Source organism: Achromobacter sp. HZ34 (genome assembly GCF_002209485.1).
Classification (GTDB): Bacteria; Pseudomonadota; Gammaproteobacteria; order Burkholderiales; family Burkholderiaceae_B; genus Bordetella_C.
The window spans coordinates 480102-504761 of the sequence record NZ_NJIX01000004.1; the positions used below are offsets into that span (position 1 = coordinate 480102).

Genomic DNA, 24660 nt, shown 5'->3' on the forward strand with positions numbered 1-24660 from the left:
CGGATGATGAATGTTGAGGATATTTCGATTAGGCGCGCCGGGCATCCGCGCACGGACGCTGCGCCGGCCCTGGCGGGGCTCGCTCGCGCAGTTCGGCTGGCCGGGCTGATTGGCGCGGCGCTGCTTTGCGCCGCCTGCACCGTCGGTCCCGATTTCAAGTCGCCCGACGCGGGGACCCCGGCCGATTACGCTGACCGGCAACGCGCACCGCAGCCGCCGGTAGCGTCGGTCACGCAGAACACCGATCCCGATCCGCAGTGGTGGCATGGCTTCAACGATCCCGTGCTGGATTCACTGATAGACCGGGCCATCGCGGGCAACCTGACGCTGCGCCAGGCGGTGCTGCGCATCGTCGCCGCGCGCCAGCAGGCGCGCGCGGCAGGCGCTCGCGGCCTGCCGCAGATCAATGGCACGGGCAGCTATACGTATCAGAAGCTGGGTGCGAAAGGCATACTGGAATCGCGCGGCATACCGGGCAAGATCGATCGATTGGGTGACGCGGATTCGCCCTTGAACGACATCGCGCCCGATGCCGGCGCGCAGGCGTCGAGCGCCGGCAAGCAGTTCCTGGATGAAGTGGACAAGCCGGTGAATCTGTACATGCTGGGCGTGGACGCCAGCTGGGAGCTGGACCTGTTCGGCCGCGTGCGGCGCGGCGTCGAAGCCGCCAATGCGCAGACCGAATCCGCGCTGGAAGACCGCAACGATGCCCTGGTGTCCCTGGAGGCCGAGGTGGCGCGCACGTACGCGACGCTGCGCGGGGCGCAGCTGCTGGACAGCATCGCGCGCGAAGAGGTGCGCGTTTCCCAGGATACCTTGGACCTGACCCGCAGCCGCCAGCAATCCGGGCTGGCCAGCCAGACCGATGTCGAACGCGCCGATGCGCAACTGGGCGCCGTGGCGGCGCAGTTGCCGCAATTCGAGCAGCAGGCGGCGCAGGCGCTGAATGCGCTGGCGCTGTTGCTGGGCCAGCCGCCCGGCACGCTGGACGCCGAATTATCTTCGGCGGGCGGCGTGCCACCCGTGCCGCCTGTCGTACCGGTGGGTCTGCCGGCCAGCCTGGCCCGGCGGCGGCCCGATATCCGTCGCGCCGAAGCCGACCTGCATGCCGCTACCGCGCAGGTGGGAGAGTCCATTGCCGAGCTCTTCCCGGATTTGTCCTTGACGGGGCAATTCGGTTTTCGCGCGACGCAGGCCAGTTACCTGACGCGATGGGCCAGCCATTTCTATTCGGTCGGGCCGCAGGTCAGCCTCCCCATCTTCCAAGGTGGCGCCTTGCGGGCGCAGGTGGCCATCGCCAAGGCCGACCAGGCCGCCAGCGTATTGAATTACCGCCAGACCGTGCTATCGGCGCTGCGCGACGTCGACGATGCGCTGGTGCGCTATCGCACCGACCAGGCGCGCCAGGCCACGCTGCAACGCGTGACCGACGCCAATGCCCGCGCCTTCGACCTGGCGCGCAACGGCTGGCGCAACGGCCTGAACAGCTTCATCGACGTACTCGATACCGAGCGTCAACTGAGCGACAGCCGCGTCCAGCTGGCCCAGCAGCAGGTACAGGTCACCACCGATCTGGTGGCGCTGTACAAGTCGCTGGGCGGCGGCTGGCAGGGCCACGAGATCGATCCGGCGCGGCTGGGCGACGCTGCCGTGCAGACCGAGGCGGCGTTGCTTGCCGGTGAGGGCGCGCCAAAGCGCGAAGATGGCAAGGACGTTACAGCGCCACCGCGCGTCATCGAGGGTGCGCCTGGATCCGTGCGTTGAATCGGGGTCCGGACACAAGCTCCTTGCGCTGGACCGTCTGCCTCCCCGGCTGTTACAAAGGCGGGAGCTAGGGAGGCTGCGCATGAAACTGGTTTGCTGGAATATCCAATGGGGCCGCGGCTGCGACGGGCGGGTCGATCTGGGGCGTATCGTCAGCGAGGCCAGGCGGCTGGCGGATTTCGATGTCCTGTGCCTGCAGGAAGTGAGCCGGGGATTCGACACGCGGCAGCCGGCGGATGGGGACGCGGAGGGTGGCGCAGGCCTGTCCGGCCGTACAGGTTCGGATCGAAGCGATAGCGTCGGGCTGCCCGGCGGCACGGGCTCAGACCAGTTCGCCGAACTCGCCAGCTTGTTGCCCGGCTACACCGTCCTGGACGGCGTGGCCGTGGACCTGCCGGCGGCAGTGGCCGGGGCGCCGCGCCGGCATTTCGGCAATGCCATCATCACGCGTCTGCCCGTGCGCCAGGTATGGCGCCACAGCCTGCCATGGCCGGCCGATCCTGGCGTGCCGTCCATGCCCCGCATCGCGCTGGAGGCGGTGATCGATAGCGGAAAGGGCCTGGTGCGCGTGATCACCACGCATCTGGAGTACTACTCGGAGCAACAGCGCCTGGCGCAGGTGGAATCCTTGCGCGTCATGCACGCCGAAGCTTGCGCCCATGCGCGCAGGCCGGCGCCGCTGGAGAAGCCGGGCACGCCGTTCGCCGCGACGAATCGGCCGTCAGCCGCCATCCTGTGCGGCGATTTCAATAGCGCGGCGGGTGACAGCGCCTATACGCGCATGGTGGCGCCCATGCCGTCCACCGCGGGCGCGCCCGACTTTTACGATGCGTGGCTGCTGAAGCATCCCGGTCCGGTGGCTGGTCCCGAGCGCGCGCCCACCACGGGCGTGTACGACCACGAGCAATGGGCCGATGGCCCTTTCCCTTGCGATTTCTTCTTCGTTACGGCCGATCTGGCGGAACGGGTGGCGCGCTGCGAAGTGGATTTGCAAAGCGACGCATCGGAGCACCAACCCATGCTGTTGGAACTGCACTGAATGCGCGAGATGGAGCCGGGGGACGGTAAGCCGTCCCACACTGAAGCGCGCGCGGCATCGTTGCCGGCCGGCGAACCGCGCGCCTTCGATCATGCGACCAACGTGGCCGGGACGACGGTGCCACGGCGTGGCAAGTGGCGGCGGCGCACCCTGGGAACGCTGGCGACGCTCGTGCTGTTGGGAATCATCGTCGTGCTGGCGGGCTGGGGCTACCTGCACGCCAGCCTGCCGCGGCTGGACGGCGCGGTCGCGACGGCCGGGCTGACGGGTTCGGCGCGTATCGAACGCGACGGCCAAGGCGTGGTGACGGTAACGGCGTCGAACCGCCTGGACCTGGCGTATGCCACGGGCTACGCCCATGGCCAGGACCGGCTGTTCCAGATGGACCTGCTGCGCCGTGTCGCGGCGGGGGAGCTGGCGGCCTTGGTCGGGTCGGACGCGGTGCCGCTGGATCGGCGCAATCGCCTGCATCGCTTCCGCGCCCGTGCCCAGGCCGCCTACGGCGCACTGGGTGCCGACCAGCAGGCGCTGCTGCGACGTTATGCGGATGGTGTCAACGCGGCCGCCCAGGCCAACCGCGCGCGGCCCTTCGAATATGCGCTGTTACGCAGCAAGCCCGAACCCTGGCGGCCGGAGGACACGCTGCTGGTGGTCGATGCCATGTACCTGGATTTGCAGTCTGGCGAGATTTCACGGACGCTGGGGCGAGGCCTGTTGCGCGACACCGTGCCGCCGGATCTGCTGGCGTTCCTGACGCCAGGCAGCAGCGACATCGATGCCCCGCTCGACCATGTGGCGATGACGGTTGCGCCGCTGACGGTGCCCGCCACGCGGCCCGACTGGCTGGACGGTCCGGTTTCGACCAGCCGCAGCGGGCCTGCTTCAACGTCCGGCGCGTTCGGCGCCACGATTGCGCAGGCGATGCAGGCGGGGGCGGCGGACAATGCGGCGGTCGGCAGCAACGGCTTCGCGGTGGATGGCGCGCATGGTGCCGATGGGCGCGCCATGGTCGCCAACGATATGCATCTGGGCCTGGGTCTGCCCAACATCTGGTATCGCCTGACGCTGGTGCTGCAGGGCGCGGACGGCAAGCCGGAACGGCGGATTTCCGGTGTCAGCCTGCCAGGCGCGCCGTTGGTGGTCGCCGGCAGCAATGGCGACGTGGCTTGGGGCTATACGAATAGCTATGGGCATTACGTCGATCTGGTGCGCGTCGAACGTGACCCGCAGAATCCGCGGCGTTATCGCGATGCCGATGGGCGCTGGCGCCTTGCCGAAGAACACGTCGAGACCATCGCCGTGCGGGGTGGCGAGTCCGTGCGCCTGAGCGTGCGGGAGACGCCCTGGGGGCCCTTGTTCCGCAGCGGCGATGCGTCTTATGCCATCCGGTGGGTGGCGTATCTGCCGAGCGCCGCGGACCTTGGCCTGATGGCGATGGAGCAGGCCCGCGATCTGCCGCAAGCGCTGGCAGTGGCGCAGCGGGCTGGCGTGCCTACGCAGAACATCCTGGTGGCCGACCGCCACGGCCGCATAGGCTGGACCCTGGCCGGTCCGCTGCCGGCATCCGTGCTCGATCCGCAAGGCTACCCCGTGCCGGCCTCCGAACTCGGTTCACGGGCGCGTCTTCGATCGGATGCGGACGCAGGGGCTGCCGCAACGGCCGATGCGGCCAATGGGCATAGGCAAGGACAAGGGCAGGGGCAAGACGCATACGATGCATTACGTCGTCTTGCACCGGCGAATTATCCGGTGGTGATGGACCCCGCGGCCGGCCGCCTGTGGACGGCCAATAGTACGCAGCTGGGCGATGCCGCCATGCAGGCGCGCATCGGCGATGGGGGCGCGGATGTCGGCACGCGCAGCAGGCAGATCCGCGACGACCTGCTCGCACGGCCTTCCAGCAAGGAAAGCGATCTGCTGGCGGTCCAGCTGGACGATCGAGCGCGCTGGATGCAGCCTTGGCGCGACCTTCTGATGGCAACGCTGGACGCCCAGGCGGTCGCGGATCATCCGCAACGGGCCGAGATGGCGCGCCTGGTGGCGGACTGGAATGGCCGTGCCGACGTCGACGCCGTGGGCTATACGCTGGTGCGCGATTTTCGCGACGCGGTGTACCAGGCCTGGTTCGGCGGCCTCGAAATACGCCTGGCCTCGCGCACCCTCGTGGATCGGCAAGCTGGCCGGCTGGCCTGGCCGCTCACGTTCGGGCGCACGTCATCGCGGCTGGAGGCCGTCATGCAGGCGCTGATGCGTGAGCACGCGTGGGTGCCGCGGCGCTACGGCGACTGGCGGACATTCATGCTGGCGATGGCGGACGAGGTTATCGACGACGAAACGCGGTCCGGCGGATTGGCGCAGGCCCGCTGGGGCGACCGCAATCGCCTGGCCCTGGCACATCCCTTCGCCCGTCTGCTGCCTGCCGGCTTGTCGAATTGGCTGGCGGCGCCCGCCACGCCCATGCCCGGCGACCTGCATCTGGTGCGCGTCCAGCGTCCCGCGTTTGGGGCATCGGAGCGTTTCGTGGTGGCGCCGGGGCAGGAGCAACTGGGCATACTCCACATGCCGGGCGGCGCCTCGGGCCATCCCTTGTCGCCTTACTACCTCGCCGGCAACGCCGCCTGGGTCGAAGGCCGGGCCACCCCGTTCCTGCCCGGCCCACCCGCCCACCGGCTGGACCTCAAGCCCATGAAACAGCCTTGAGCCTGTGGCGGCCAGAATCAGGACCGCAACCGCGTGTGTAGAAAAAGGTCTCCCACTAAAGTGGGAGACCTTGACAATCCACTACCTGCGCCGCAGCGCCTGGTTGATCTGCTCCGCCGCCGCGCGCAGGGGCGGCAGGAAGGCCGCCAGCATCTCGTCGCGTGTGTAGCGGCTGGCGTGGCCGCTGACGTTCATGGCGGCGATGACTTTGCCGGCGCGGTCGATCACCGGTACGGCGACCGACTGCAAACCGGGCTCCAGCTCGCGCTCGACGCAGGCATAGCCCTGCTCGCGTACTTGCGCGATGACGCGCTTGAGGGCGGCGGCATCGGTGACGGTTTCGCCCGTATACGCGGCGCGCGGCGTATTCGCCAGCAACTGCTCCAGGTCCGCTTCACTCAAGCCGGCCAGCAGCACGCGTCCCATGGAGGTCACCCACGCAGGCAGCCGGCTGCCCACCGCCAGGTTGATGCTCATCACCTTGTGCGCCGCCAGCCGCAGGATGTAGACGATGTCCGCGCCGTCCAGCACCGCCACCGAACAGGACTCGCGCGTGGCCTGGGCCACGGACTCCATATAAGGCAATGCCAGGTTCCACAGCGGCGTGGCCGACAGATAGGCGTAGCCCAGGTCCAGGATGCGCGGCGTCAGCGTGAAGCGGCGGTCGTCCATGCGCACGTAGCCCAGGTGCTCCAGCGTCAGCAGGATGCGGCGCGCCCCGGCGCGGGTCAGTCCGGTGCGGGCGGCCACTTCGCTCAAGGTCATCTGCGGCGTTTCCGGTCCGAAGGCACGGATGACCGCCAGGCCACGGGCAAAGGATTGCACGTAGGAATCGCTGGGCTGCTGCGGGACATCCAGGTCGGTCATAGGCGGGGGCACTCGTCGGGTTGGGGTTGGGGCGATGCTGACGCTTCAGGAACACGGGCCGGACAGCCGCCTTGCCAGCCAGTCATGTGTTCACCCTGAGGACACTGATTCTTGACACAGGGTGGACAGGCATGGAAGATGTTCGATTATAGAACCAAAGTTCGCTATTAGAACAAACGCTTGGTCCCCTGGCCTGTACCCGTGGTCTGTTCCACCGGTTACGCGCGGGTGGTGAACGGCGTCGGAGACAAGCTGCCTGGCCCTGCCGGGGCAGCGAACCTGATGACGCTTACACCTGACCCGCAGTCCTGGCGCAGGCCGGACTGCCGATAGCAAACCGCGGATCGACAGCTTTATTTCTCCTCTTGGACAAGCAGGATAGCGATGATCTCGAAAATCGTTGATAGCGCGGCCGCCGCCGTGGCCGACGTGCCGGACGGCGCGACCATCATGATCGGCGGCTTCGGCCCGGCCGGCCAGCCCATGGAATTGATCGATGCCCTCCTGGCGCAAGGCGCCAAGGATCTGGTCATCATCAATAACAACGCCGGCAACGGCACCACCGGCCTGGCCGCCCTGCTGGGCGCCAACCGCGTGCGCAAAATCATTTGCTCCTTCCCGCGCCAGACCGACTCGCAGATCTTCGACGGCCTGTATCGTGCCGGCAAGATCGAGCTGGAACTGGTGCCGCAAGGCAACCTGGCCGAGCGTATCCGCGCCGCCGGCGCCGGCATCGCCGGCTTTTTCTCGCCCACCGGCTACGGCACGCCGCTGGCCGAAGGCAAGGAAACGCGCGAGATCAACGGCCGCCATTACGTGCTGGAATCTCCTCTGCATGCCGACTACGCCCTGATCAAGGCGCTGCAGGCCGACCGCTGGGGCAACCTGGTCTATCGCAAGACGGCGCGCAACTTCGGGCCCATCATGGCCACCGCGGCGCGCGTGGCCGTGGCCCAGGTCAATGAAGTGGTCGAACTGGGCAGCCTGGACCCCGAAGCCATCGTCACCCCCGGAATATTCGTGCAGCGCGTGGTCGAGATCGATGCCGCGCCCGCCGGCAAGGAGCAAGCATGAGCAGCAAACTGACCCGCGACCAGATCGCAGCGCGCGTCGCCCAGGACATTCCGGAAGGCGCCTACGTCAATCTCGGCATCGGCTTGCCCACCCTGGTCGCCAATCACCTGCCGGCTGACCGCGAAATCGTCCTGCACACCGAAAACGGCATGCTGGGCATGGGCCCGGCGCCCGCCAAGGGCGAAGAAGACTACGACCTGATCAACGCCGGCAAGCAGGCCGTGACCCAGGTCCCGGGCACCGCTTTCTTCCACCACGCCGATTCCTTCGCCATGATGCGTGGCGGCCATCTGGATATCTGCGTGCTGGGTGCGTTCCAGGTTTCGGCGCAGGGCGACCTGGCCAACTGGCACACAGGCGCGCCGGACGCCATTCCCGCCGTCGGCGGCGCCATGGACCTGGCGATCGGCGCCAAGCAAGTCTTCGTCATGATGGAACTGACCACGCGCGAAGGCGCCAGCAAGCTGGTGGAGCAATGCAGCTATCCGCTCACTGGCGTGCGCTGCGTGTCGCGTGTCTATACCGACGTGGCCGTTTTCGACCTGCGCGCGGATGGCGTGTATGTGACGGACCGCTTCGGCGGCATCAGCGAAGACGAATTGCTGCGCGTCACCGGGCTGCCCCTGAAGTTCGCGTAGCAGGGCGGACGGCGCGCGCCGGTGCGCCAAGGCACTGGCGCTTGGCCGCGGGCTGGCGCACACTTGGCACGCTACGTGCTCAACCGTGCAGCCGCCGGGTTGCCGGAGGCAACGGACCGTGGCGCGTATCCCCTGGATTCCGCGCCACGGAATTCAACGCAACCGGAAGCCGCCATGAAACGTCTGCTCGCTACCCTTCTCCTTTCCTGCGCCGCCGGCCTGGCAAGCGCCCAGTCGCTGCCGCAAGGCGTCACCCTCGACGCCATGCAGGCGACGCGCGACAACGCCACCGGCCAGACCATGATCACCGGCACCCTGCACAATGGCACCGGCCGTCTTTTGAACAGCGCATCCGTCGTGTTCACGCTGTTCGATGCGCAGGGCAACAAGGTCGGTGAAGCGTCCGACATCACCTACAACCTGGACAACGGCGGCAACTGGGGCATACGCGCCACCGCCACGCAGCCTTTCACGCGCTTCACTGCCTACGAAGTGAAAGTGCAGTGATCGTGGCCGCTGCAAAGGCGCGCAGCTGACCGGGTAGTCCCTAGGTTGTACGCGACTTACTGTCACGCATAGCATTGAGCGGCCCTCACGAAGAAGGACATGGATATGCCCGCCAAAAAGCTGTTTGTCTCGATGTTCGCCGCTTTGTCCCTGGCCGCCGCCGGCGCCCACGCGCAGCAGGTGGTCAAGGTGGGCTCCACGCCCACCGGCAGCCCCTTCACCTTCCTCGACACCAAGACCAATTCCATCGAAGGCGTGATGGTGGACGTGGTCAAGGCCGTCGGCAAGGAAGCGGGGTTCGAAGTGCAGATCGAACCCATGACCTTCTCTGCCTTGATCGGCTCGTTGACGTCCAAGCGCATCGACATCATCTCGGCCGCCATGTTCATCACGCCGCAGCGCCAGCAGGTGGTGAGCTTCTCCGAGCCCGTCTACCGCTACGGCGAAGGCTTGATGGTGCCCAAGAGCGACACCAAGGCGTACAAGAGCTTCGCCGACATGAAGGGCATGACCGTCGGCGTGCAGGTGGGCACGGCTTTCGTCGATCCGGTGCAGAAAAGCGGCATGTTCAAGGAGGTGAAGCTCTATGACAGCCCGCCGGACATGATGCGCGACGCCAACGCGGGCCGCATCCAGGGCGGCTTCATGGACTTCCCCATCGCGGCCTATACCATCTCGCAGGGCAGCTTCCCGAACCTGCACATGGTCTCCAGCTATGAGCCTACCGTGGTCGGCAGCCTGGGCCTGGCCACGCGCAAGGACGACACCGAACTGTTGAACAAGATCAACACCGCGCTGGCCAAGCTCAAGGCGGATGGCAGCATCGACCGCATCCTGAAGAAATGGGGGTTGGGAGCCGGCTGAGCATGTCTGAATTTTTCAGCGACGCCCGCGAGTACCTGCCCATCCTGCTGCAAGGCGCCAAGCTCACCATCCTGGTGGCGCTGGGCTCCCTGGCGTTCTCCACCGTGCTGGGCATGGTCTGGGCCCTGATGCGGGTCTCCGGCATCACCGTGCTGGTGCGCTTCAGCGGCATGATGATCAATGTGCTGCGCGGCATCCCCATCATCGTCCTGCTGTTCTACATCTACTTCGTCATGCCCGACGTCGGCATCGCGTTGACCGCGGTGCAGGCTGCCATCATCGGCCTTGGCATCGCCTACTCGGCCTACCAGGCGGAGAATTTCCGCGCCGGTATCCAGGCCATCGACCAGGGCCAGATCGAAGCCGCCATGGCCATGGGCATGAGCTGGAGCCTGACCATGCGGCGGGTGATACTGCCGCAGGCGGTACGCATCATCCTGCCGCCCTACGGCAACATCATGATCATGATGCTGAAGGACTCGTCGCAAGCGTCCACCATCACCGTGGCGGAACTGGCGCTGCAAGGCAAGCTGATCGCGACGGCCACTTTCAAGAACGCCACCGTGTACACCCTGGTCGCCTTGATGTACCTGGTGATGTGCGTGCCGCTGATCATGTTCGTGCGGCATCTGGAAAAAAGGAGCGGCCGGCGATGATACAGCTGCATGGCGTGCGCAAACGCTTCGGCGACCTGGAAGTGCTCAAGGGGGTGGACGCGCACATCAGCAAGGGTGAAGTGGTGTGCGTAATCGGCCCGTCGGGTTCGGGCAAGTCCACCATCCTGCGCTGCATCAATGGCCTGGAACGCTACGACGGAGGCAACATCACCATCGACGGCCAGTTGGTGGATACGCGCGCGGCATCGATCTCCAGCATCCGCACGCAAGTGGCCATGGTGTTCCAGCGCTTCAACCTGTTCCCGCATCGCACGGCGCTGGAGAACGTCATCGAGGGCCCGATCTTCGTCAAGCACGAGCCGCGCGCCGCCGCTACCGAGCGCGGGCGCGCCCTGCTTGCCAGCGTCGGCCTGGCCGACAAGGAAAACGCCCACCCCGCGCAACTGTCCGGCGGGCAGCAACAGCGCGTGGCCATCGCCCGTGCGCTGGCGATGCAGCCCAAGGCCATCCTGTTCGATGAGCCCACTTCCGCGCTGGACCCTGAACTGGTGGGCGACGTGCTGGGCGTCATGCGCAAGCTGGCCGAGACCGGCATGACCATGGTGGTCGTCACGCACGAGATGAGCTTCGCGCGGGAAGTGGCCGATCGCGTGCTGTTCTTCGACGCCGGCGTCATCGTCGAACAGGGACCCGCCGCGGATGTCCTGAACCAGCCCCGCCATCCACGCACGCAGGATTTCCTGCGCCGCGTCCTGCACCCCATGTGAGGATCGCCACGCCATGCGGCATGACATGTTCCCGCTTTCCCCGTCGCTGTGGGCCGCCACCGCCGTGCCGCCTCCCGCCACGTCCGCGCTGGATGCGTCGCGGCGCGCGGACGTGCTGGTCATCGGCGGCGGCTATGCCGGCCTGAGCACCGCCTTGCACCTGGCGCAGCGCGGCATCGACGTGGTGTTGCTGGAAGCGCGCGAAATCGGCTTTGGCGGATCGGGACGCAATGGCGGGCAGGTCATCCCGGGGCTCAAGCACGATCCTGATGATCTGCTGCGCATGTATGGACAGGAACGCGGCGCCAACCTGATTCGTTTTGCCGGCAGCACCGCTGACCTGGTGTTCGATCTGATAGCCCGGCACGGCATGGAGGTGCCGCACGTGCGCCAGGGCTGGATCCAGGGCGCGCATACGCCGCAGGCGCTGGCGGTGGCGCAGCAACGCGCCGAGCAGTGGCGCCGCCACGGTGTCGCCGCACGCACCCTGGACGCGGCCGGGGCAGCCACGCTGCTGGGTACCGATCGCTATCTGGGCGGCTGGCTCGACCCTCGTGCCGGCAGCATCCAGCCCTTGAGTTATGTGCGCGGCCTGGCGCGGGCGGCCATTGACGCGGGGGCCAGGATCTATACCGATACGCCGGTCGACCGGCTGCAGCGCAGCGGCACGGATTGGGTGGCCACGACCACTGCGGGGGCTACCGTGACCGCCGCGCGCGTGGTCATGTGTACCAATGCCTATGGCGCCGATCTGTGGCCGGGCTTGCAACCCAGCATCATCGATGCCAATACCTTCCAGGTGGCGACACAGCCGCTGCCGGCGTCCATCCGCGCCAGCATCCTGCCGCAGGGGCAGGTGTGTTCGGACACGCGCAATCTGCTGCTGTACTTCCGGCTCGATCACCAGGGGCGTTTGTTGATGGGGGGGCGTGGACCTTTCCGCGAGCCGCGTGGGCAGGAAGATTGGGCGCATCTGGAACGCGTGATGGTGAAGATGTACCCGCAGGTGGCGGGGGTGCCTCATGAATACCGCTGGTGCGGGCGTGTGGCGATCACGCGGGATTACCTGCCGCATCTGCACGAGCCGGCGCCTGGCGTGCTGATCGACATCGGCTGCCAGGGGCGCGGGGTCGGGCTGCAAACGGCCATGGGCAAGGCGATGGCGGCCTATGTGGCGACCGGCGACCAGACCGAGCTGCCTGTCCCGGTCTCGCCGATCAAGGGCTTTCCGCTGTATGCGCTGCGGAGGCTTTACGTCAATGCGGTGGTGACGTGGTATCGGATGCGGGATGGAGGGATGTGATCCGGACCTGGATCCACCAAAATCCGCGACCTTCAGCGCAATAATGCCGCAGGCAGTAAAGTGCCTGCTTCTTTCGCATTTCTTCGCAGTGCTGCCATGCTCAATCATCAACGTCGCGCCCTGGTTCTCTTTTCCGGCGGCCAGGATTCCACCACCTGCCTGGCCTGGGCCTTGGAGCGTTATGCGCACGTAGAGACGGTCGCCTTCGACTATGGCCAGCGCCATCGCATCGAACTGGACGCCCGCCTGCAGGTGCTCGCGCAATTCCGGGCACACCTGCCGCGCCTGGCCGCGCGCCTGGGCGAGGATCATCTGCTGGACCTGTCCGTGCTGGGCCAGGTGGCCGACACCGCCCTGACCAGCGACCGCGCCATTGAAATGCAGGCCAACGGTTTGCCCAACACCTTCGTGCCGGGCCGCAACCTGCTGTTCCTGACGCTGGCGGCCGCGCTGGGCTACCGGCGCCAGCTGGACGTCCTGGTCGGCGGCATGTGCGAAACCGATTTCTCCGGCTATCCCGATTGCCGCGACGACACCATCAAGGCGCAGCAGGTGGCGCTGGGCTTGGGCCTGGGCAGCCGCCTGACCATCGAAACCCCCTTGATGTGGCTGGACAAGGCCCAGACCTGGGAGCTGGCGCAGCAGCTGGGTGGCGATGAATTGGTCGAGACCATCGTCGAGCACAGCCACACCTGCTACCTGGGCGAACGCGGAGCCCGCCACGGCTGGGGCTACGGCTGCGGCCACTGCCCCGCCTGCGTCCTGCGCAAGGCCGGCTGGGAACGCTGGCAGGCCGGCAGGTCCACGGACGCCGCAACAGCAACGCCGAACCCGTAAGTTCAAGAACGCCGGGGTGTGGTTCAACAACACTACGGCGTCGTTCGAAACCGCTAAGGTTTCGTCTTCGGCGTGGGCGCCTCAGTATCGCCGGCGCCCAGCGCCCGCTGCATCAGCACCGTATCGCGCCACTCGCCGTGCTTGTGGCCCACCGACCGCAGCGTCCCCACCGGATGGAAGCCGCAGCGCGCATGCAGAGCCAGCGACGCCGCATTGGCGCTGTCGCCGACGACGGCCAGCATCTGCCGCCAGCCGCCTGCCGTGCAGCGTTCGATCAGCGTCTTGAGCAGCTTGCCGCCGATCCCGTGTCCCGCCAGCCCCGGCTTCACATAGACCGAGTCCTCGCAGGTATTGCCGTAGGCGGGGCGCGGCCGGTACAGCGTCGCGTAGGCATAGCCCACCACCACCTCGTCCAGCAATGCCACCAGATAGGGCAAGCGCGCGGCCAGCACGCCGGCATGGCGCTGCACCAGTTCCTCTGCAGTAGGCGGCGTCAGTTCGAAGGACGCCGTCCCGTGCAGCACGTGATGTTCGTAGATGGCCTGGATGGCAACGAAGTCGCCGGCAGCGGCGTCGCGAATGGTGATCTGAGCGGAATTGTCGGGGAACATGGTTGTTGCGTTGCAATAAAGGATGGCCGCGGGCGATTGCGCGGCTTAACCGTTATCATATTGGGTTTCCCCCCAGGCAAGACGAGATCAATCATGCCGCACTATCGTTCCCGCACCTCTACCCACGGCCGTAATATGGCTGGCGCGCGCGCTCTGTGGCGCGCCACCGGCATGAAGGACGGCGACTTCGGCAAACCCATCATCGCGGTGGTCAATTCCTTTACCCAGTTCGTCCCCGGCCACGTGCACCTGCGCGACCTGGGCGCATTGGTGGCGCGCCAGATCGAAGAGGCCGGCGCCAACGCCAAGGAATTCAACACCATCGCGGTGGACGATGGCATCGCCATGGGTCACGGCGGCATGCTGTACTCGCTGCCGTCGCGCGAGCTGATCGCCGACTCGGTCGAATACATGGTCAACGCGCACTGCGCCGACGCCATGGTCTGTATCTCGAATTGCGACAAGATCACGCCCGGGATGCTGATGGCCGCCATGCGCCTGAACATTCCGGTGGTCTTCGTGTCCGGCGGCCCCATGGAAGCCGGCAAGGTCAAGTCCCCGACCCAGACCAAGATCGCCGCCAAAATCGACCTGATCGACGCCATGATCAAGGCCGCCGATCCCACCGTGTCGGACGCCGACGTGGCCGAGGTCGAACGCAGCGCCTGCCCGACCTGCGGTTCCTGTTCCGGCATGTTCACCGCCAACTCGATGAACTGCCTGACCGAAGCCCTGGGCCTGGCCCTGCCGGGCAACGGCACCATCGTCGCTACGCACGCCTGGCGCAAGGGGCTGTTCGAAGGGGCCGGCCGCCTGATCGTCGACCTGTGCCGCCGCTACTACGAACAGGATGACGAATCGGTGCTGCCGCGCAATATCGCCACGCGCGCCGCCTTCGAAAACGCCATGACGCTGGACGTGGCCATGGGCGGTTCGACCAATACGGTGCTGCACCTGCTGGCCGCCGTGGAAGAAGCCGGCGTCAACTTCACGATGGCCGACATTGACCGCATCTCGCGCAAGACGCCGTGCCTGTGCAAGGCGGCGCCCGCCACCGACAAGTACCACATCGAAGACATCCATCGCGCCGGCGGCGTGATCGGCATCCTGGCTGAACTGGGCCGCGGCGGCCTGCTCGACCTGTCGGCGGGCAACGTGCACAGCGGCACGCTGGGCAATGCCCTGGCCAAGTGGGACATCCAGGCCGAAGGCAATGAAGAAGCGAAGAAGTTCTTCCGTGCCGCGCCTGGCGGCGTGCCCACGCAAGTGGCCTTCAGCCAGGACGCAACCTACCTGACCCTGGACAACGACCGCAAGACCGGCGGCATCCGCGACATCGAGCACGCCTATTCCAAGGATGGCGGGCTGGCCGTGCTGTACGGCAACCTGGCCGAGAAGGGTTGCATCGTGAAGACCGCCGGCGTCGACGACAGCCAGCTGGTTTTCAACGGCCGCGCCCGCGTGTTCCAGAGCCAGGACGACGCCGTCGAGGGCATCCTCGGCGACAAGGTGCAACCGGGTGACGTGGTGGTGATCCGCTACGAAGGCCCCAAGGGCGGCCCCGGCATGCAGGAAATGCTGTATCCGACCTCGTACCTGAAGTCCAAGGGCCTGGGCAAGGTGTGCGCGCTGTTCACCGACGGCCGTTTCTCCGGCGGTTCGTCCGGCCTGGTGATCGGCCATGCTTCGCCGGAAGCGGCCGAAGGCGGCAATATCGCGCTGGTGCGTGATGGCGATCCCATCAACATCGATATTCCCAAGCGTTTGATCCACCTGGATATCAGCGACGCCGAGATGGCCAAGCGCCGGGGCGAGATGGAAGCGCTTGGCGATGACGCGTGGCAGCCGCTGGGCCGCGAACGCGTGGTGTCGCAAGCCCTGCAGGCCTATGCCGCCCTGGCCACGTCGGCCGACCGCGGCGCCGTGCGCGACATCAGCCAGCTGCGCCGCAAGTGACAGGCGTTGCCGCGGCGTCGTGCGCCGCGGCCATGACGCTTTGGAACAGCGCGATGAAACAAGGGCACGTCCTGGACGTGCCCTTGTTTTGTTTGCGCTGGATGCGCAGTCCTTCGTGCCGCCGTCTTACATGCGATATCGCAGGGTCGCGTACACCGCCCGCGGGTCGCCGTAGTAGCAGCTGACGGTGTCGCAAGATGCCTTGTACTTGCGGTCGAACAGATTGGTGGCGTTGATCTGCAGGCTGACGCGCTTGTTGATGTCGTACTTCGCCGACGCATCGAATACCGCATGGCCGCCGATCGAAACATCATTGGCGCTATCGCCAAACGTCTGTCCGACGTAGCGCACGCCGGCGCCTACCGCCAGGTTGCCGCGCCAACCGTCGCCCGGGATGGTGTAGTCGAGCCAGGCCGAGGCCAGATGGTTGGGCACATGATCGGGGCGGTTGCCGGTATTGCCATCGATGCCGTCGCTGAGGATGCGGCCATGCCAATAGGAATAGGCCAGTGTCGCGTTCAGGCGCTCGGCCAGGGCGAACTTGCCGTCCAGTTCAAGCCCGCGCACGCCCACCTTGCCGATCTGCCGCTGTTCGGTTTCCGTGATGGAGTCCGGTACGTTGGTCTGCTTCAAGTCGAAGACGGATGCGGTGAACAGGGCATCGGTGCCGGCTGGCTGGTATTTGACGCCGGCCTCGTACTGCGTGCCATCCTGGGGCTTGAGCGACCCGCCCACCGTATAGCCATTGGCGGTGGGCGCCACCAGCGGCTGGAACGATTCCGAATAGTTCACATAAGTCGCCAGGCCTTCAGTCCATTTATAAGTCAGGCCGATGCGCTTGGTGAAGGCGGTTGCGGTGTCGTTGTCTTGCGTGCCCGTGTCGTAATAGATGGCCTTGGTGTTCACATGATCCTGGCGCACGCCCAGTGTCAGTATCCAGGGGCCATACGTCAGCTGCTCCTGGCCGTACAGGCCCAAGGCCTGCTGCTTGACGCGCCAATCCACGTAAGGCGCCAGGGCGATGCCGGAGCGGCCGGTATAGACGGGGTGGTAGATGTCTATACCCGGCGCCGTGCCCAGGAGTATGTTCTCGTGCGTGTTGTCGTCGGTGTAGTCGAAGCCTGCCAGGGTCTTGCTTTCGATCGATTGCCAGCGCGTATCGTATTGGACTTGGTTGTCGATGGTATAGCGGTCGCTCTTGCCGGCGACCGAAAAGGCCGTGCGATCCTCGGTGGGATCGATGGTGGCACCATAGACATCCGCATAATCCAGATCGACGTGTGTATAACGGGCATTTGATCGGACAATCCAGCCGTTGCCGAACTTGTGTTCGAACAACCAGCCAACGTCGGTCTGGCGCGTGTCGAAGTGGTGGAAGCTGGGTTCTCCCAGGAACTTGTTCAGGCTCAGGTCCACGTCGGCCGGGAAGGAGCGGGCCGTGGAGCTTTCCCGTTTGCTGTAGTCGGCCAGCAGCGTCAACGTCGTGTTGGCGTCGGGGCTCCAGGTCAGTGCGGGCGCGATGTAAAGGCGATTGTCTTTGGTGTAGTCATAACCGTAGTCGGCGTTCTGCCACATTCCCGTCAGGCGGTACTTCCACTTGCCGGCCTCGTCGACCGGGCCGCCGACGTCGAAGCCAGCCTCGTCATGTCCGGCGCCCTGGGTCGTATAGAGCTCCGTCAAAGGTTCGTCCGTGGGACGCTTGGTGATGGCATTGACCAGGCCGCCAGGCGCGTTCAGGCCGAACAGGCTGGACGTCGATCCCTTGAGTACATCCACCCGTTCCAGCCCATAGGGTTCGACACGGCTGGCGGTAAACCAGGCGGGTACGCGTGCGGGCAAGCCATCGCGGTAGGTGCCCAGTGTCGTTTCGTCAAAGCCGCGGATGCGGAAGTAGTCGTAACGATCGTCGGCGCCGTACTCGTCCACGGCCACGCTCGACGTGTAGGCGATTGCCTGCTGCAGGTTCTGCACGCCACGGGTGTCCATCTCCTGTCGCGTCACTACGGATACGGCGGCAGGGATGTCGATGATGGGAGTATCCGTCTTCGTGCCTACCGCCGTGCTGGTCGCGACGAAGCCCGTGGTGTCGCCGACGGTGCTGCCCGTGACCGATACCACAGGCAAGGTGGCGTCGCCAGGGGCGGAGGGACGTGGCGCCGGCCGCAGGATATAGCCGCCGCCGGCCTGCGGCGCAGCCTGGATACCGCTGCCCGCCAGCAGGCGGTCCAGCCCCATCGACGCTGAATACTGGCCTTGCAAGCCTTGCGTCGAAGCCGCCTTGACCGCCGTGACGTCGTACGAGAGATTGACCCGCGCGATTCGGGCGTACTGCGCCAGCGCCACATCCAGCGCGCCCGCCGGGATGTCGAAGGACAGTAGTGCCGCGGCCGGCGTCCTGGGAGCGGCCGGGGCCGTGTGCGCCGATGCTTGCGGCGTGACAGCCATGCCGATTGCCAGGCAAGCGGCCGCCCGCAGCGCGAACGCCTTGGGCAAATGGCGGGGACGTGTCGCGCGAGGGAGGGCGTGACGCGATGCTGGGTCAAAAATCATGTTTCTCTTCTCGAGGGCGGGGTCCTGGGGGGAGGAAGGCAGCAAAAGCAGCGCTCTTACTTCCATGCCGGACGAGATTGGAAATCCCCTCATTTTTTTTCAGCCGTTGTCGCTGCCGGCACGGGCGGGCGGTGTCGGGCGCTTTCAGGCGGTCCCGCACGGTACGCCGGCCCGCGCGCGCGCGGATCACGCAGTGACCGGCTCCAGGGTGATCCAGAAACGGGTGTGGGTCACCACGCGCAGCGCCCGGGTGCGTGCCAGGAAACGCAGGGCTTCGTCGGTATCGCTTGTCTGGTATATGCCGGAGACCTTCATTGCAGCGATGCCGGGGGCGCACCCGATACGGCCTGGGCGATAGCGCGCCAGTTCGGCCAGCAGGTCGTCCAGGCGGGCATCCTCGGCGATGATGACGCCTTGCGCCCAGCTGTCATCACGCAATCCCCTGGCGGCCGCGGGTATGGCGCCCGCGCGATCGAACCACCACCGCTGGCCCGCTTCGGCAACGATGGTGTCGCCGCCGTCGGCGGGCTGCAGGCGTACCGCGCCTTCCTGCACGCTCAGGTGCGCGCCGGCCGGGTCCAGGCGGACGTCGAAACGGGTGCCCAATGCTTGCAGCACGCCGTAGGGTGTGCGTACCCAGAAGGGCCGATGGGCGGGGGTGTCCGTTCCTGTCGCCACGAGTATTTCGCCGCGAGTCAGCCGCAGCAGGCGGCGCGTGCGGTCGAAGTCGGCGCTCAGCGCGCTATCGGTGTTCAGGACAACCTTGCTGCCGTCGGCCAGAATCACTGTGCGCTGCTCGCCGGTGCCGGTGCTGTAGTCGGCCAGCAGGCGTTGCCAGGGGGCGCGCTCGTACGTGATCTTGCCAGCCAGCGCGATCCCGGCACCCGCCACCAGCCACGCCAGCATCCGCCGTCGGCTGGACGTCCTGGCCGTCGTGGCAGCTTCAGCGCGGCGCAAAGCCTCGGCCACCAGGGCGCCGCGACCGCGTCCATTGTCGGTCGCCAGTGCCTGCACGCGCTGCCAGGCGGCGGCATGGGCGGGCTCGGCCTGGCGCCACGCTTCAAAGGCACGCCACGCATCGTCGCCCGGTGAATTGAAATGCAGCTTGACCGCCCAGCCGATGGCGGCATCGACGGCTGCCGCGGGGATCGTCCGCTGCGAGTCTGTGCTCATGGCTCGGCTTTCATGGCTTGACGCTCATGACTTGACGTTCGTCCTTGGCGTTCGTGATTTGGTGTTCATGGCTGACACGCCTGGCCGTGGCGTTCATGACTCGAAGCGGGCGGCGTAGCACAGGCGCAGCGCGGCCGCGAGGTCGCGTTCCACGGTGGCGAGCGACACGCCCAGGCGCGCGGCGATGGCGGGACAACAAAGCCCTTCCAGCCTTGCCCACATGAAGACCTGGCGCGCCCGTCGTGACAGGCGGGCCAGCGCATAGTCGATGGCGGCCAGGGTCTGGAACAGGCACAGGCGTTCTTCGGGCGATGGCGTATCAGGCTCAGGCAGTGTCGCCAGGGCGTCCAGCCAGGCGCGCTCCAGTTCGCGGCGGCGCCAGAGGTCTACCAGCAGGCCTTTGGCGATGGCGGTCAGGAAGGCGCGCGGCTGGCGCATGGAAACCGGCTCCGGTTTGGCCAGCACGCGGACGAAGGTGTCTTGGGCGAGATCCGCCGCGTCGCAGGCATTGTTGTCCAGGCGGCGCTGCAGCCAGCCCTGCAGCCACCCGTGGTGTTCCCGGTAAAGCGTTTGCAAGGCGTGCTGTACCCGCAGCTCGGTGGTCGAGAGGGCACCGGGCCCGGCCTCTTGCATGGACATGGCAAAAATGGAGAACAAGAATGATTGTTATTTATATATCGCTTGTTCGGTATTCCGCAACGCCGACGCCGTGATTGCCGGGGATTTCTCCATGTTCTTTACATATTGCTGGCAAGAAAGCGACAAATCGCCGTCGCGGCAAGGCTGACGGCGCTGCCCGTCTTATCGATGCCCGCCTTCCATTTCCCGGCGCAGCTGCACCACGGGGGAGTCGGTGTCGTACTCCACGTCGGACCAGCGCAGGGCCTGGGTGGCGCGCACATTGGTCTTCAGCTTGACGTTGTGCGCCAGCCCCAGGGGCAGATAGCCGCCCTCGACGGAATCCTTGGCCGGCATCAGGCGGCCGTAGACCGTATAACCGCCTTCGCCGTCCAGCACCGTGCCGGCCGCCAGTTCCCGCTTGGCGGTGGCGACGACGTCACCATGCCAGCCGGCCGGTGATCCCGTCGGCTCGCGCCGCAACGCCGCGCTGGCCACGCTGATGCCCAGCTCCATGCCCATCAGGTGATACGGCTTGTACATGGCCGAGTAGTTGCCGCTGGGATCGGTGACCACGCCGTATTCCTTGAAGCAGCGGCGTACGTAATCGCTGTCCGCCGCCAGCGTGATGTAGACGCCCCAGCGCAGGTCGCGGTAGACCGGCCGTCCATCGCGTTCCAGCGATGACACGGTTTCCACCTGGCCGCGATGGTGCAGCATGCCGCCGTCATCACGCGGCCGCAGCACGCGCGCCAGGTCGTCGACGCCGCAGGGCGGAAAATGCAGGCCGGACGGCGCCGGCAGCAGGCCCGTTGCATTGGACACCGCGGCCATCTCGATGGCGCTCTTGGTGCCGTCGAGGAAGCTGTTGAACATCTGCGCGTTGAAGTCGCCCGCCGCCACCATCTCCGGCGTGAAGCCGTAGTAGGGCCAGACGGTATCGGGCGTGGACGTATGGAAGGCCGGCAGGTATTTGGTGCCCTTGCCGGCGGCGATGACCTCGAAGCCGCTGGCGCGCGCCCAGTCGACCATTTCGCAGATCAAGGCAGGTTGGTCGCCATAGGCCAGCGAATAGACGATGCCGGCCTCGCGCGCCTTGCGCGCCAGCAGGGGGCCGGCCAGCGCATCGGCTTCGACGTTGACCATGATGATGTGCTTGCCATGCTCGCAGCACGCCAGCACGTGGCGGATACCCGCCGCCGCATTGCCGGTGGCGTCGATCACCACGTCGATGTCGCCGTGGGCGATCACGCGGTCGGTTTCGTCGGTGCAGAACACCCCGCCGCCGCGGCGGGCGTCGCCCACCGACTTGGCCTGCAGCGCCGCGGCCGGCCAGCCCACCTTGGTCAGCGCGGCGCGGGCCGCGTCGGGCCGCAGATCGGCCACGGCCACCAGGCGCATGCCAGGCGTGCGATGGGCCTGGCTGAGAAACATCGAACCGAACTTGCCCGCCCCGATCAGGGCGACCCCGATAGGCTTTTCTTCCGATTCGCGTTGCTTGAGCATGCGATAAAGATTCATTTTGCATCTTCCCCACGAATGACGCGACGGCGGCCGGGTCTGTGCCGGCACGTACGCCCAGACAGGATAGCCCGTCCGGGGCGCCGTTCATATGTCAATAAGCAAAAGACGTGCGATGCCCGCTGCCTTACCCGCTTTTATGCGAGCCGTGGTATCCGTTGCGGGGCGCCGCTCGTGGAGCCCCCTGCGATGCCGGGATCCACCCGCCGCGAGCGGCACCGGCCCTGTCAATGGTCCGCACGGTAGAGTTCGCCGCCGAGGACGTTGCGCCAATTGGCCCACGTCAGCCGGGGGCGGTCCGTTTCCTGGCGGTTGTAGGGGGTGTCGTAAATGATGTGGCGCCAGTTGGGCCTCACGGCGCCGGTGATGGCGGGCCGGTCATCGATCAGGAGATCGCCATGCACCAGGGTCTTGTCGCGCGTCAGGATGATGCGTTCGGTCCAGGCCCGGCCCAGGTGGCGTTCGACCCAGTGGTATTTCTCGGCGACGTTGTTCTCGTACTGGCGCAGCGGCGAGCTGCAGATGCGTACTTCCATGCCCAGTTCCAGCAGTTCGTGCGCCGCCTCGATGGCGCCGGGCACCGGCGGCAGATTGCGGATGAATCCCGGTTCCGTGTAGATGGCTTCGGCGCGGTCGCGCAGTTCCGGCGGATAGTCTTCCAGGATATGGAAGGACTTGCGGTCCTCGTATTCGACCGGCGGGATGTGCGGATAGCGCTGGCGCCAGGCGTCCAGGAAAGCGTGTTCGAAGTCGGCCAGCACGCCGTCTTGATCGAGCAGGATCAACATACTTGGGAAGGCGGTCCGCGCCGGGAAGGGTTAAGCCGTCCGGAGGATCCGTGCGGGCAAGGGAGGATGATAAACCCGTCATCGGGAAGCCACGGGAAGAAATGCGCTACGTGCGGCGCAGCGCGCGTGGCGGCCGCCGTCACCGGCTGGTGGCCTTGATCTCATAGCGCGACTGGCCGTCCTGCACTGACTGCACCAGCACGCAGCGATCGTAATGCCAGTCCAGCGGGGGCGGCGCCGACGGCAGCGGCGTGGCTTTGCCGGCCGTTTTGTCGCTCTCGCCCGGGGCGATGTCCCCTTTGCCGGCCGCGTTGTCCCCCTTGATGACGACATTACGCAGCAGGGTGACGTGCGCCCGGAAGGGATGGTCGGGCCGCAGATTACCCAGCGCGGCCAGGTCGCGCCACAGGCCCGCCACCTGCTCGGCCAGCGCGGGCGCGCCATCGCCGGGCCCGGCCCAGACGATGCCCTGGCGCGGGAACACGCCATAGCGATCCAGGCGCAAGAGCCCGGGCGTGAACGGGCGCTCCACCGTCAGCCGTATCAAGGGATCGACCAGATCGGCCGGTACCTGGCCCAGGAACGCCAGCGTCAGGTGCAAGGTGTCGGGTCGCATCACCCGTCCGCCGCACACGGCGTGCGCCTGCGCGCACCAGTCCGTCAGGGCCCGCAAGGTGGCGGCATCCGGCCACAACGCGAAGAAGAGCCGAACTTTCGGGGCTTCGAGGGCCTTTGCTACCGGCGGTTGCCGGGATCGAGCGTCCGGTGCGTGGCCGCTCGTCCCCGCAGGGCGCGTGTCCTTGGCAGGCCGTTCGTCTCTCGGTCCGGTCATCGTGGCATCTCCCGCAGGTAGGAAAAAGGCCCCGTCGTTTTTAAAACGACGGGGCCTCTCATGATGCACCGAAAGTGGCTGGCCCAGTGCTGCGCCGCCGCCCCGGTCTATGCTTAACCCGCGGTCTTGTCCGTCCCGGTGGGCGGCGTGATCTGACCGCTGTCGCCGACCTGCGGCGTGGGCAGGGCCCAGCCGCCGCCCAGCGCGCGGATCAGGTTGACCGTGGACAGCGCCCGCGCGCCATCCAGCTGCGCGGAGATGCGTTGCTGTGCCAGCACCGTGCGGTCGGAATCGATCACGTCCAGATAGCTGATCGAGCCTTCCTTGTACTGGGTGTGCGACAGCTGCGCCGCCCGCGAAGACGCTTGCACGGCCCGGTCTTGCGCACCGATCTGGTCGTCCAGGATGCGCAGGTTGGCCAGGTTGTCCTCCACTTCGCGGAAGGCGCCCAGCACGCTCTGGCGATAGTTGGCCACGTCTTCTTCGTAGACCGCGCGGGCGCGATCCACACCAGCCTGGCGGCGCCCGGCGTCGAAGATGGGCAGGCTCAACATCGCACCGGTCAACGGACCCAGCAGGAAAGTGCGGCTGGACCATTGGAACAGGTGACCCAGCTGCGAGGACTCGTAGCCGGCATAGCCCGTGATGTCCAGCTGCGGGAAGAACGCCGCGCGGGCCGCGCCGATGCGGTCATTGGCCGCGGCCATCGCACGTTCGGCGGCGGCAATGTCGGGACGCCGTTCCAGCAGGCCCGAGGGCAGGCCCGCCGGCACGCGCAGGTCGATGCGCGCCAGCGGCGTGGCCGGCAACGTGAACTCCGACGGTGCCAGGCCCAGCAGCACGGCCAGCGCGTGTTCGGCGCCGGCGCGGTTGCGGTCTATGCCCAGGGCTTCGGATTGCGCCGAAGCCAGTTCGGAACGCGCACGCGCCACGTCCAGTTCGCTGATGTCGCCTTCCTTGTAGCGGCGCTCGACCAGCTTCAAGGTCTGTTCGCGCAGGTCCAGGGTCTGCACATAGACCTGGCGCTCGGCATCGAGCTGGCGCACCTGGAAGTAGTTCTGCGCCACGTCGGCCTGCAGGGCCAGTTGCACCGAACGCAGCAGCGCTTCGCTCTGTTGCGCGTCGGCGGTGGCGGCATCGACGTTGGCCGACACGCGGCCCCACAGATCGGCCTCGTAGGAGACGCCGGCCTGCGCGCGCCACAGCGTGGTGGACATGGCCGGGCCGTTATCCGGCAAGCCTTGCGAGGCAGCCGATGCGCGCTGGCGCGTCGGGCCGAAGTTGGCCGTGACTTCCGGGAACAGGCTGGAGCGCGTCTGCTGTTGCAGGGCGCGCGCCTGCGCCAGGCGGGCGGCGGCGGCCTTGAGGTTCTGGTTGGCCGCTTGCGCCTGGATTTCCAGGCGGTTCAGCTGGTCGTCCTTGAACAATTCCCACCAGGCACCGCGCAATTGGTCTTCGGCGGGCTGGGCGGTCTTCCACTGCCCGGCCTGGTCGGCCGGCAGGGCTTCCTTGAAGGCCGCCGAAGCGGGGGCAGCCGGACGCTCATAGGTGGGCGTGACCGAACAACCCGCCAGGATCAGCGTCGTCAGCAAGGACATAGAAAAGCGTTTCAAGTGCTTCATGTCATTCATCCA

General features: G+C 66.7%; 21 protein-coding genes. 12 read left to right on the plus strand and 9 right to left on the minus strand.

Annotated features, from left to right (window positions below; all coding sequences use genetic code 11):
• Positions 1 to 3: 3 nt before the first annotated feature.
• The 3 genes from CEY05_RS18685 to CEY05_RS18695 all read left to right on the plus strand — a co-directional run bounded on the left by CEY05_RS18685 (position 4) and on the right by CEY05_RS18695 (position 5503).
• On the plus strand, positions 4 to 1764 hold the full coding sequence (locus CEY05_RS18685; RefSeq protein WP_233161587.1) for an efflux transporter outer membrane subunit: 1761 nt from the start codon (positions 4 to 6) through the stop codon (positions 1762 to 1764).
• Positions 1765 to 1846: 82 nt separating this feature from the next.
• Complete coding sequence (locus CEY05_RS18690; RefSeq protein ID WP_088596989.1) at positions 1847 to 2803, plus strand: endonuclease/exonuclease/phosphatase family protein; 957 nt, start codon at positions 1847 to 1849, stop codon at positions 2801 to 2803.
• Positions 2804 to 5503 carry a penicillin acylase family protein gene (locus CEY05_RS18695; RefSeq protein WP_233161588.1) on the plus strand — a complete coding sequence of 900 codons (2700 nt, stop codon included), beginning with the start codon at positions 2804 to 2806 and terminating at the stop codon, positions 5501 to 5503.
• 81 nt (positions 5504 to 5584) lie between these two features.
• On the opposite strand, the gene CEY05_RS18700 is transcribed toward CEY05_RS18695, so the two are convergent.
• Positions 5585 to 6370 (minus strand): IclR family transcriptional regulator, encoded by a 786-nt coding sequence (locus tag CEY05_RS18700; protein ID WP_088596990.1) that lies wholly within the window; start codon positions 6368 to 6370, stop codon positions 5585 to 5587.
• Between the two features lie 384 nt (positions 6371 to 6754).
• On the opposite strand from CEY05_RS18700, the gene CEY05_RS18705 reads away from it, so the two are divergent.
• From CEY05_RS18705 to queC, 8 genes are all read left to right on the plus strand, one after another.
• Positions 6755 to 7444: a 3-oxoacid CoA-transferase subunit A gene (locus tag CEY05_RS18705; RefSeq protein ID WP_088596991.1), complete on the plus strand. Its 690-nt coding sequence runs from the start codon at positions 6755 to 6757 to the stop codon at positions 7442 to 7444.
• Complete coding sequence (locus CEY05_RS18710; RefSeq protein ID WP_088596992.1) at positions 7441 to 8082, plus strand: 3-oxoacid CoA-transferase subunit B; 642 nt, start codon at positions 7441 to 7443, stop codon at positions 8080 to 8082. Before CEY05_RS18705 ends, CEY05_RS18710 begins: the two co-directional genes overlap by 4 nt.
• 174 nt (positions 8083 to 8256) lie before the next feature.
• Complete coding sequence (locus CEY05_RS18715) at positions 8257 to 8589, plus strand: FxLYD domain-containing protein (RefSeq protein WP_088596993.1); 333 nt, start codon at positions 8257 to 8259, stop codon at positions 8587 to 8589.
• A 105-nt stretch (positions 8590 to 8694) separates the two neighbouring features.
• On the plus strand, positions 8695 to 9453 hold the full coding sequence (locus CEY05_RS18720) for an ABC transporter substrate-binding protein (protein WP_088597662.1): 759 nt from the start codon (positions 8695 to 8697) through the stop codon (positions 9451 to 9453).
• Positions 9454 to 9455: 2 nt separating this feature from the next.
• A complete protein-coding gene (locus CEY05_RS18725) occupies positions 9456 to 10109 on the plus strand; it encodes an amino acid ABC transporter permease (RefSeq protein ID WP_088596994.1) in 654 nt (217 codons plus the stop codon).
• A complete protein-coding gene (locus CEY05_RS18730; RefSeq protein WP_088596995.1) occupies positions 10106 to 10837 on the plus strand; it encodes an amino acid ABC transporter ATP-binding protein in 732 nt (243 codons plus the stop codon). The genes CEY05_RS18725 and CEY05_RS18730 overlap by 4 nt, the downstream gene beginning before the upstream one ends.
• A 13-nt stretch (positions 10838 to 10850) precedes the next feature.
• Positions 10851 to 12140 (plus strand): FAD-binding oxidoreductase, encoded by a 1290-nt coding sequence (locus tag CEY05_RS18735; RefSeq protein ID WP_088596996.1) that lies wholly within the window; start codon positions 10851 to 10853, stop codon positions 12138 to 12140.
• Positions 12141 to 12236: 96 nt separating this feature from the next.
• Positions 12237 to 12977, plus strand: a complete 741-nt coding sequence (queC, locus tag CEY05_RS18740; protein ID WP_088596997.1) for a 7-cyano-7-deazaguanine synthase QueC — start codon at positions 12237 to 12239, stop codon at positions 12975 to 12977.
• Positions 12978 to 13030: 53 nt separating this feature from the next.
• On the opposite strand, the gene CEY05_RS18745 is transcribed toward queC, so the two are convergent.
• Positions 13031 to 13588, minus strand: coding sequence for a GNAT family N-acetyltransferase (locus tag CEY05_RS18745; protein WP_088596998.1), 558 nt, complete (start codon positions 13586 to 13588; stop codon positions 13031 to 13033).
• Positions 13589 to 13681: 93 nt separating this feature from the next.
• Here CEY05_RS18745 and ilvD point away from each other — a divergent pair, with 93 nt between their 5' ends.
• The gene (gene ilvD / locus CEY05_RS18750; RefSeq protein WP_088596999.1) at positions 13682 to 15544 is read left to right on the plus strand and encodes a dihydroxy-acid dehydratase; all 1863 of its coding nucleotides are present in this window, start codon (positions 13682 to 13684) and stop codon (positions 15542 to 15544) included.
• A gap of 126 nt (positions 15545 to 15670) precedes the next feature.
• On the opposite strand, the gene CEY05_RS18755 is transcribed toward ilvD, so the two are convergent.
• The 7 genes from CEY05_RS18755 to CEY05_RS18785 form a co-directional block, all read right to left on the minus strand.
• A complete protein-coding gene (locus CEY05_RS18755) occupies positions 15671 to 17989 on the minus strand; it encodes a TonB-dependent siderophore receptor (protein ID WP_198952827.1) in 2319 nt (772 codons plus the stop codon).
• 291 nt (positions 17990 to 18280) lie between these two features.
• Positions 18281 to 19267 carry a FecR domain-containing protein gene (locus tag CEY05_RS18760; protein WP_088597000.1) on the minus strand — a complete coding sequence of 329 codons (987 nt, stop codon included), beginning with the start codon at positions 19265 to 19267 and terminating at the stop codon, positions 18281 to 18283.
• A gap of 93 nt (positions 19268 to 19360) precedes the next feature.
• Positions 19361 to 19900 carry a sigma-70 family RNA polymerase sigma factor gene (locus tag CEY05_RS18765; RefSeq protein WP_088597664.1) on the minus strand — a complete coding sequence of 180 codons (540 nt, stop codon included), beginning with the start codon at positions 19898 to 19900 and terminating at the stop codon, positions 19361 to 19363.
• Between the two features lie 168 nt (positions 19901 to 20068).
• Positions 20069 to 21406, minus strand: a complete 1338-nt coding sequence (locus tag CEY05_RS18770) for an NAD(P)H-dependent oxidoreductase (RefSeq protein WP_088597001.1) — start codon at positions 21404 to 21406, stop codon at positions 20069 to 20071.
• Positions 21407 to 21633: 227 nt separating this feature from the next.
• Positions 21634 to 22194, minus strand: a complete 561-nt coding sequence (locus tag CEY05_RS18775) for a 5'-3'-deoxyribonucleotidase (RefSeq protein ID WP_088597002.1) — start codon at positions 22192 to 22194, stop codon at positions 21634 to 21636.
• A gap of 139 nt (positions 22195 to 22333) precedes the next feature.
• Positions 22334 to 23026: an RNA 2',3'-cyclic phosphodiesterase gene (thpR, locus tag CEY05_RS18780; RefSeq protein WP_088597003.1), complete on the minus strand. Its 693-nt coding sequence runs from the start codon at positions 23024 to 23026 to the stop codon at positions 22334 to 22336.
• A 113-nt stretch (positions 23027 to 23139) separates the two neighbouring features.
• The gene (locus CEY05_RS18785; RefSeq protein ID WP_088597665.1) at positions 23140 to 24648 is read right to left on the minus strand and encodes an efflux transporter outer membrane subunit; all 1509 of its coding nucleotides are present in this window, start codon (positions 24646 to 24648) and stop codon (positions 23140 to 23142) included.
• Between the last annotated feature and the right edge of the window lie 12 nt (positions 24649 to 24660).

Excerpts from the sequence above, each read along its gene's own strand:
- CEY05_RS18685 (WP_233161587.1), top strand. The coding sequence starts at position 4 with ATGATGAATGTTGAGGATATTTCGATTAGGCGCGCCGGGCATCCGCGC.
- CEY05_RS18690 (WP_088596989.1), top strand. The coding sequence starts at position 1,847 with ATGAAACTGGTTTGCTGGAATATCCAATGGGGCCGCGGCTGCGACGGG.
- CEY05_RS18695 (WP_233161588.1), top strand. The coding sequence starts at position 2,804 with ATGCGCGAGATGGAGCCGGGGGACGGTAAGCCGTCCCACACTGAAGCG.
- CEY05_RS18700 (WP_088596990.1), bottom strand. The coding sequence starts at position 6,370 with ATGACCGACCTGGATGTCCCGCAGCAGCCCAGCGATTCCTACGTGCAA.
- CEY05_RS18705 (WP_088596991.1), top strand. The coding sequence starts at position 6,755 with ATGATCTCGAAAATCGTTGATAGCGCGGCCGCCGCCGTGGCCGACGTG.
- CEY05_RS18710 (WP_088596992.1), top strand. The coding sequence starts at position 7,441 with ATGAGCAGCAAACTGACCCGCGACCAGATCGCAGCGCGCGTCGCCCAG.
- CEY05_RS18715 (WP_088596993.1), top strand. The coding sequence starts at position 8,257 with ATGAAACGTCTGCTCGCTACCCTTCTCCTTTCCTGCGCCGCCGGCCTG.
- CEY05_RS18720 (WP_088597662.1), top strand. The coding sequence starts at position 8,695 with ATGCCCGCCAAAAAGCTGTTTGTCTCGATGTTCGCCGCTTTGTCCCTG.
- CEY05_RS18725 (WP_088596994.1), top strand. The coding sequence starts at position 9,456 with ATGTCTGAATTTTTCAGCGACGCCCGCGAGTACCTGCCCATCCTGCTG.
- CEY05_RS18730 (WP_088596995.1), top strand. The coding sequence starts at position 10,106 with ATGATACAGCTGCATGGCGTGCGCAAACGCTTCGGCGACCTGGAAGTG.
- CEY05_RS18735 (WP_088596996.1), top strand. The coding sequence starts at position 10,851 with ATGCGGCATGACATGTTCCCGCTTTCCCCGTCGCTGTGGGCCGCCACC.
- queC (WP_088596997.1), top strand. The coding sequence starts at position 12,237 with ATGCTCAATCATCAACGTCGCGCCCTGGTTCTCTTTTCCGGCGGCCAG.
- CEY05_RS18745 (WP_088596998.1), bottom strand. The coding sequence starts at position 13,588 with ATGTTCCCCGACAATTCCGCTCAGATCACCATTCGCGACGCCGCTGCC.
- ilvD (WP_088596999.1), top strand. The coding sequence starts at position 13,682 with ATGCCGCACTATCGTTCCCGCACCTCTACCCACGGCCGTAATATGGCT.
- CEY05_RS18755 (WP_198952827.1), bottom strand. The coding sequence starts at position 17,989 with ATGGCTGTCACGCCGCAAGCATCGGCGCACACGGCCCCGGCCGCTCCC.
- CEY05_RS18760 (WP_088597000.1), bottom strand. The coding sequence starts at position 19,267 with ATGAGCACAGACTCGCAGCGGACGATCCCCGCGGCAGCCGTCGATGCC.
- CEY05_RS18765 (WP_088597664.1), bottom strand. The coding sequence starts at position 19,900 with ATGCAAGAGGCCGGGCCCGGTGCCCTCTCGACCACCGAGCTGCGGGTA.
- CEY05_RS18770 (WP_088597001.1), bottom strand. The coding sequence starts at position 21,406 with ATGAATCTTTATCGCATGCTCAAGCAACGCGAATCGGAAGAAAAGCCT.
- CEY05_RS18775 (WP_088597002.1), bottom strand. The coding sequence starts at position 22,194 with ATGTTGATCCTGCTCGATCAAGACGGCGTGCTGGCCGACTTCGAACAC.
- thpR (WP_088597003.1), bottom strand. The coding sequence starts at position 23,026 with ATGACCGGACCGAGAGACGAACGGCCTGCCAAGGACACGCGCCCTGCG.
- CEY05_RS18785 (WP_088597665.1), bottom strand. The coding sequence starts at position 24,648 with ATGAAGCACTTGAAACGCTTTTCTATGTCCTTGCTGACGACGCTGATC.